At 70.9% G+C, this 6,048-nt stretch carries 3 protein-coding genes and 1 pseudogene; all 4 read right to left on the bottom strand.

Translation table 11 applies throughout. From position 1 onward, the window contains the following. Positions 1–111: 111 nt before the first annotated feature. A pseudogene (locus DY245_RS19530) lies at positions 112–2,106 on the bottom strand (phosphocholine-specific phospholipase C); the annotation flags it as partial. Positions 2,107–2,351: 245 nt separating this feature from the next. Beyond that, positions 2,352–3,620: an MFS transporter gene (locus DY245_RS19525; protein WP_425329413.1), complete on the bottom strand. Its 1,269-nt coding sequence runs from the start codon at positions 3,618–3,620 to the stop codon at positions 2,352–2,354. Positions 3,621–3,625: 5 nt separating this feature from the next. Beyond that, entirely contained in the window at positions 3,626–4,810 is a 1,185-nt protein-coding gene (locus tag DY245_RS19520) for a PLP-dependent cysteine synthase family protein (RefSeq protein WP_244943130.1), read from the bottom strand. Between the two features lie 672 nt (positions 4,811–5,482). Next, the gene (locus tag DY245_RS19515) at positions 5,483–5,929 is read right to left on the bottom strand and encodes a hypothetical protein (protein WP_128508535.1); all 447 of its coding nucleotides are present in this window, start codon (positions 5,927–5,929) and stop codon (positions 5,483–5,485) included. Positions 5,930–6,048: the final 119 nt, after the last annotated feature.

The raw sequence follows: 6,048 nt of genomic DNA, 5'->3' as shown, positions 1-6,048 counted from the left end.
TCTTCGACCTCACCGACACCATCATCACGGTACGTAGCCTGATCCGTCGGGCATGGACGACCCACCGATGGGACGAACGCCCGGCCGGCCGTTCTCGACATGGCCGGCGAACCGGCGCAGGAAGGTGCTGTCCGTGTCGGAGGTGACCGACACGTCGTACCAGCGCTTGCTGGCGCGCAGGTCCACCGGGTGCTTGACGGTGGCGCCCGCACGGACGGTGAAGGTCTCGCGCGCGCCGCCGTAGGCGTGGGTGAGGGTGAGGTGGCAGTCGGTGCTGCCGGGGTTGGTCATGGTGAGTTCGATGCGGCCGGCTATCGCGTCGTGCCGGGCGGTGACCTCGGGGCCGGTCTTGCCGCCGGCGCCCTTGAAGGTGCGCAGGAAGCCGTTGGGGCCGAAGACGGACAGATCGTAGGTGCCCTTGGAGTAGGACGTGTTCCAGGTGTCGGAGATCTTCTTGCCGGCCTCCGTGGTGTACGTCCAGGGGCCGTCGGTGCGGTTGCCCGCGGTGACGGTGAAGCAGGCGCCGGCCTTGTCGCCGCCGCTGAAGGTCAGCGTGTAGCGCCCGGTGGAGGGGGTTGCGGCCCCGTCGACCAGCGGTGCGTACGGCAGCGGGCGGGACGGCCGGGAGCCGGGCTCCTGCTTGGGCAGGACGGGGTTGGCGGGCGGCTTCGGTACGTAGCTGTCGTGGCGGTCCTTGTCCGGCGGCTGGTAGCCGTCGGTGTCCGGGAGGGCGGCCGGCTTGGTGTTCTCCAGGCTGAAGTCGAAGGCGGAGGTCAGGTCGCCGACGATGGCGCGCCGCCAGGGCGAGATGTTCGGCTCCTGCACACCGAAGCGGCGCTCCATGAACCGGATGATGGAGGTGTGGTCGAAGACCTCGGAGCAGACGAAGCCGCCGGTGCTCCAGGGGGAGACGACGAGCATGGGGACGCGCTGGCCGAGGCCGTAGGGGCCGGCGGAGTAGCTCGCGTCGCCGTTGAAGTAGTCGAGCTTGGTGTCCACGGTGGACAGGCCCCGGTCGGCGGAGGACGGCGGGAACGGCGGGACGATGTGGTCGAAGTAGCCGTCGTTCTCGTCGTAGGTGATGAACAGGGCGGTCTTGCTCCACACCTCGGGGTTGGAGGTGAGCGCGTCCAGCACCTGGGAGACGTACCAGGCGCCGTAGTTGGCGGGCCAGTTGGGGTGCTCGGAGAAGGCCTCGGGGGCGGCGATCCAGGAGACCTGGGGGAGCTTGCCGGCCTTCACATCGGCCTTGAGCAGGTCGAAGTAGCCGTCGCCCTGCTTGGCGTTGGTGCCGGTGCGGGCCTTGTCGTAGAGCGGGTCGCCGGGCTTGGCGTTGCGGTACTGGTTGAAGAAGAGCAGCGAGTTGTCGCCGTAGTTGCCGCGGTAGGCGTCGTCGATCCAGCCCCACTTGCCGTTCGCGTCCAGGCCGTCACCGATGTCCTGGTAGACCTTCCAGGAGATACCGGCCTTCTCCAGACGCTCCGGGTACGTGGTCCAGCTGTACCCCAGCTCCTGGTTGCCGAGGACCGGGCCGCCGCCCGAGCCGTCGTTGCCGACGTGGCCCGAGAACATGTAGTAGCGGTTGGGGTCGGTCGCCCCCATGAACGAGCAGTGGTACGAGTCGCAGACGGTGAACGCGTCGGCGAGCGCGTAGTGGAACGGGATGTCCTTGCGGGTCAGGTAGGCCATCGTCCCGGCGGACTTGGCGGGTATCCAGTTGTCGTACTTGCCGTTGTTCCAGGCCTTGTGGCCGCCCGCCCAGTCATGGTCGAGGCCCTCGATGAACTGCATACCGAGGTCTTCGGCATCCGGGTGGTAGGGCAGCACCTCCTTGTTGCCGTCCGGCTGGTGCCAGACGGACTTCCCGCTCTCCAGGACGACCGGGCGCGGGTCGCCGAAACCGCGTACGCCCTTGAGCGAGCCGAAGTAGTGATCGAAGGAGCGGTTCTCCTGCATCAGCACGACGACGTGCTCGATGTCCTTGATGGAGCCGGAGCGTCGCTTGGCGGGGATGGCTGCGGCACGGGCGATGCTGCTCGACAGGGCCGAGACACCCGCGGTGGCGCCGGCGATCTGGAGGAAACGCCGTCGATTCAGTTCAGGCATGTGTGTAAACCTTCTGAAGTGTGGGGGAGTTCGCGGACTGGGGGCGATGCCGTGGGGTCGGATAGGGGTTTGTGCGTAACCACGGTCAGCAGAGTGTTCCAAGAGCAGCGAGCGACAGGGAAGGGGGGGTGTCGCACGTGTGACACATCGCGGTACGCGTGGCGAACTCCCTGGTCGGGACCGACGAGGGCGGTGGGCCGACGGCCGTCCCCGGCCCCGGCGGGCGGGGACGGCCACCGGAGCCCTCAGCCCACTGCCACCTTCAGCCCGGCGGGCGGTGCCAGCCGGCCCGTGCGGTGCATCGTGTACAGGGCGGCGCTGCAGGCCAGCCCCAGTGCCGGGAGGGCGATCCAGGGCAGGGCGGGCAGACCCGCCGACCGGGAGGCGTCCAGGGCGGCGCCGGTGAGCAGATTGCCGAGCGTGATGCCGATGCCGCAGATCGTGTTGTAGAGCCCGTAGTGGGTGGCGACCAGGCGGTCACCGGAGAGCTGGACAATGGTGTCCATTTCGAACGGGTAGGTGATCATCGTGCCGATCGCGAGCAGCAGCGCACAGAGCGCGGGCGGTACGGCCGCGAGCGCCCAGCGGCCCGGGCCCGCGTCCGGCACCGGCAGCGCCGTGGCCGCCAGCAGCGGTACGAACGCCAGGCCCATGGCCAACAGGCCCCAGGCGAGAGCGCGGCCGGCTGCCATCCGGGCCTTGCACCATCGGGTCACCCGGGTCTGGCCCAGGATCGTGCTCAGCCCGGACACCGCGAACAGCACCGCCACCGCCGCCGTACCGAACTCCCCCTCGCCGCCCAGCCGCCGTACCTCCAGCGGCAGCGCCAGATAGACCTGGAAGGACAGCACATACGAGCCGATCATGGCTCCGGAGAACAGCAGGAACGGCCGGTTGACGAGCACGACCCGCCACTGGGACAGCACCCCCGTACGCCGGCCGCCGCCGTCCCCGCACGCCGGCAGGGCGCGGATCTGCACGATGCTCAGCAGCGCGAAGATTCCCGCCGAAACCAGGCAGGTGACCCGGAAGTTGACTCCGGTCAGCACCATGCCCACCAGCGGGCCGAGCAGGATCCCCGCCTGGTAGAAGACGTTGAACAGCGCGAACGCCTCCAGCCTGCGCTCCCCCGCCGCGGCGGCCAGATACGCCCGGACCGCGGGGTTGAACAGCGCCCCGGCCAGCCCGGTGGCCGCGGACGCCGCCAGCAGCGCGGGCAGCGTGTCCACCAGCCCGAGCATCGCGAAACCGAGCGTGCGCAGCACACAGCCGGCGACGATCAGCGGCTTGTAGCCGAACCGGTCGGCGAGCGTGCCGCCGACCAGGAACATCCCCTGCTGGCTGAAGTTACGGACCCCCAGGACCAGCCCGACCAGCCAGCCGGCCAGGCCCAGCGTCCCGGACAGATGCGCGGCCAGATACGGCATCAGCATGTAGAAGCCGAGGTTGATGGTGAACTGATTGGCCATCAACAGCTGGACGCTGCGCTCGTAGGAACGAACCTGCCTGAGCATGCCTTTCACCGGACCTCCCGCACGGAGTCGGCGGGCGCGACGGCGCGAGCACCGGCGGGACCGGGGTCGGCCGTCCCGGCCAGGCCGAGCGGATCGACGACCTCGGCGCACCGGCTCCAGGCGGTGACCTCCCGCTCCCCCAGACTGCCGAGGGTCTCCGGCGCGTCCGCCGGCGGCGCGTCGAGCAGCCCGTGGGCGGCGCAGAAGTCGTCGTCGTACACCGTGCTCAGATAGCGCTGCGGTCCGTCCGGGAAGACGGCCGCGATACGGGTGCCGGCCGGGTGGGTGCGGCTCAGCCAGCCGGCGACCAGGGCGACCGCGCCGACGCTCCAGCCGCCGGTGGCGTAGTGCGAGGACGCCAACCGGCGGCAGGTCCACACCGCTTCGCCCGGTGCGACCCAGTGCACCTCGCTGAACTGGTCGTAGGCCACATTGCGCGGATAGATGCTCGAACCCAGCCCGCGCATCAGCCGGGTGCGGGCGGGCTGTCCGAAGATGGTCGAGCCGATGGTGTCGACGCCGACGAGCCGCAGCTCCGGGTAGAGCTGGCGCAGCACCCGGGACACGCCGGCGGAGTGCCCGCCGGTGCCCACACTGCACACCAGGACATCGATATGGCCCAGCTGGGAGGCGAGTTCGAGCGCCAGCGGCAGATAGGCGGTGGTGTTGTCGGGGTTGTTGTACTGGTCCGGGCACCACGAGTCGGGGTGCGCGGCGAGCAGCTGGGTCACCCGGTCGCGGCGGGCCTGCTGCCAGCCGCCGGACGGATGCGGCTCGGGGACCGGCTCGACCTGTGCGCCGTAGGCGGTCAGCAGCCGGGTCATCGACGGCTCCAGACCGGGGTCGGTGACCAGGCTGACCGGATGGCCGTACACCATCCCGGCGAGCGCCAGACCGAGGCCGAGCGTGCCGCTGGTGGATTCGATGATCCGGGCGCCGGGCCGCAACTCGCCGCGGGCGCGGGCGCGTTCGACCATGTGGAGGCCCGGACGGTCCTTGATGCCGCCGGGGTTACGGCCTTCGAGTTTCGCCCAGAAGCCGCGGCCGGGCGGGGTGAGCGGCTCGGAGATGCGCAGAACCGGGGTGTTGCCGACCAGGCCGGGGATACCGGCGGCGTGGGCGGGGCCCGGGGTCGGGGCATCGGGGAGATCGAGGGAGACGGAGCCGGCGGTCGTGGGGAGAGAGTGCATGATTCGCTCTCGTTCGGTGTGTGGGGTGGACGGAGGAGCTCATCTCGCGTCGGCCGGGGTGGCCGGACGCGACCGCGGGCTCCTATATCCGGCACCTGCAGAGGGCGGCGAGGGTGGACCGGCCGCTGCGCACCGGTCTGTGCCACGGGGCTCCGCCGCCCGCGGTCGCCCGCCGGGCCGCGGCGATGCGCACGGCTCCCCCGAGGACGGCAGGCGCGCCGGCCCCTGCCGCCTCCGCGGTCGGCCGTCCCTGCGGGATGTGGCCGGACGGCCCGGACACACACTCGGGGTCAACGTGCCCGCCGCCCGCCTCCATTGACGCTGCGGCCACGGGCGCGACCCGCACCGACGAGGCCGCCGCCGGGCCGGCCGCATGGTGATGCCCCTCGGCACCGTCGGAGCACGGCAGCGCCGCCGACAGCAGGCCGGCGACGAGAAGCAGAGCGGCGAGCGTCAAAGGGCGGTGACGGGACGGGGAAGAGGCCGGGGCGCCACCCCGGAAGTGGCGGTATCGGGAAGGGACGCCACCAAGAAAACGGAACGGAAAACGGAACGGAATGCGCAACAGGACGCGGAACGGCACGGGTCCTCCGTGAGACTGCCGCCGCGCCGTGCGGCGCACGCACGCGGGCAGGCGAAATCAGCAGGGGTGATCCGGAATTGGCCGGAAATCTAGACCTGCTGAATGACGGAGCCCGCTGTGCTTCTCAGCGGAGGAAGGGCGGCGGAGGCGCCGACGGGCGCCCCGGAACGGACCGGCACCGGCGCGCTCCGGGAGGAGCCCGCCATGGGCGTGACACACGGAAGCGCCACTGCGGCGCCCTGTTGCGGCGGGGCCGACACACACAGCTCGTCGGAGTGGTGCCCGGGATGCCCCGGATGCCCTGGATGATCGGCGTGACCGCTGTCCTCGGGAGCGAGCCAGCCGCCGGAGTCCGCGGCGGCAGCCGAGGAAGCCGCGACCGGCACGGCGCTCACCAGATGGCCCTCGGCGCTCTCCGCCCGGGCGCCGTGCGCGACCAGCACGCTGATCAGCAACGCGGCCAGCCACAGCAGACGAAACGGAACCGCTGAACCGCGGTTCCGTTGCATGCCGTTGATCGACCGAGCCGTTGCCATGCCGCGATCGTAACCGCGGTGGGCGGCCGTTGCCGGTATCCCGCCGCCCGGCAGACGGATATCAGCCTGTTGGCGAGGCGTAACGTGGGTGCGTGTGCACGCCTCGCCGCCCTCGGGGA

Origin of the sequence: Streptomyces inhibens (genome assembly GCF_003389455.1) — a bacterium.
Lineage (GTDB): Bacteria > Actinomycetota > Actinomycetes > Streptomycetales > Streptomycetaceae > Streptomyces > Streptomyces inhibens.
This window is presented reverse-complemented; position numbering and strand designations above follow the sequence as displayed.

Excerpts from the sequence above, each read along its gene's own strand:
- DY245_RS19515 (WP_128508535.1), bottom strand. The coding sequence starts at position 5,929 with ATGGCAACGGCTCGGTCGATCAACGGCATGCAACGGAACCGCGGTTCA.
- DY245_RS19520 (WP_244943130.1), bottom strand. The coding sequence starts at position 4,810 with ATGCACTCTCTCCCCACGACCGCCGGCTCCGTCTCCCTCGATCTCCCC.
- DY245_RS19525 (WP_425329413.1), bottom strand. The coding sequence starts at position 3,620 with ATGCTCAGGCAGGTTCGTTCCTACGAGCGCAGCGTCCAGCTGTTGATG.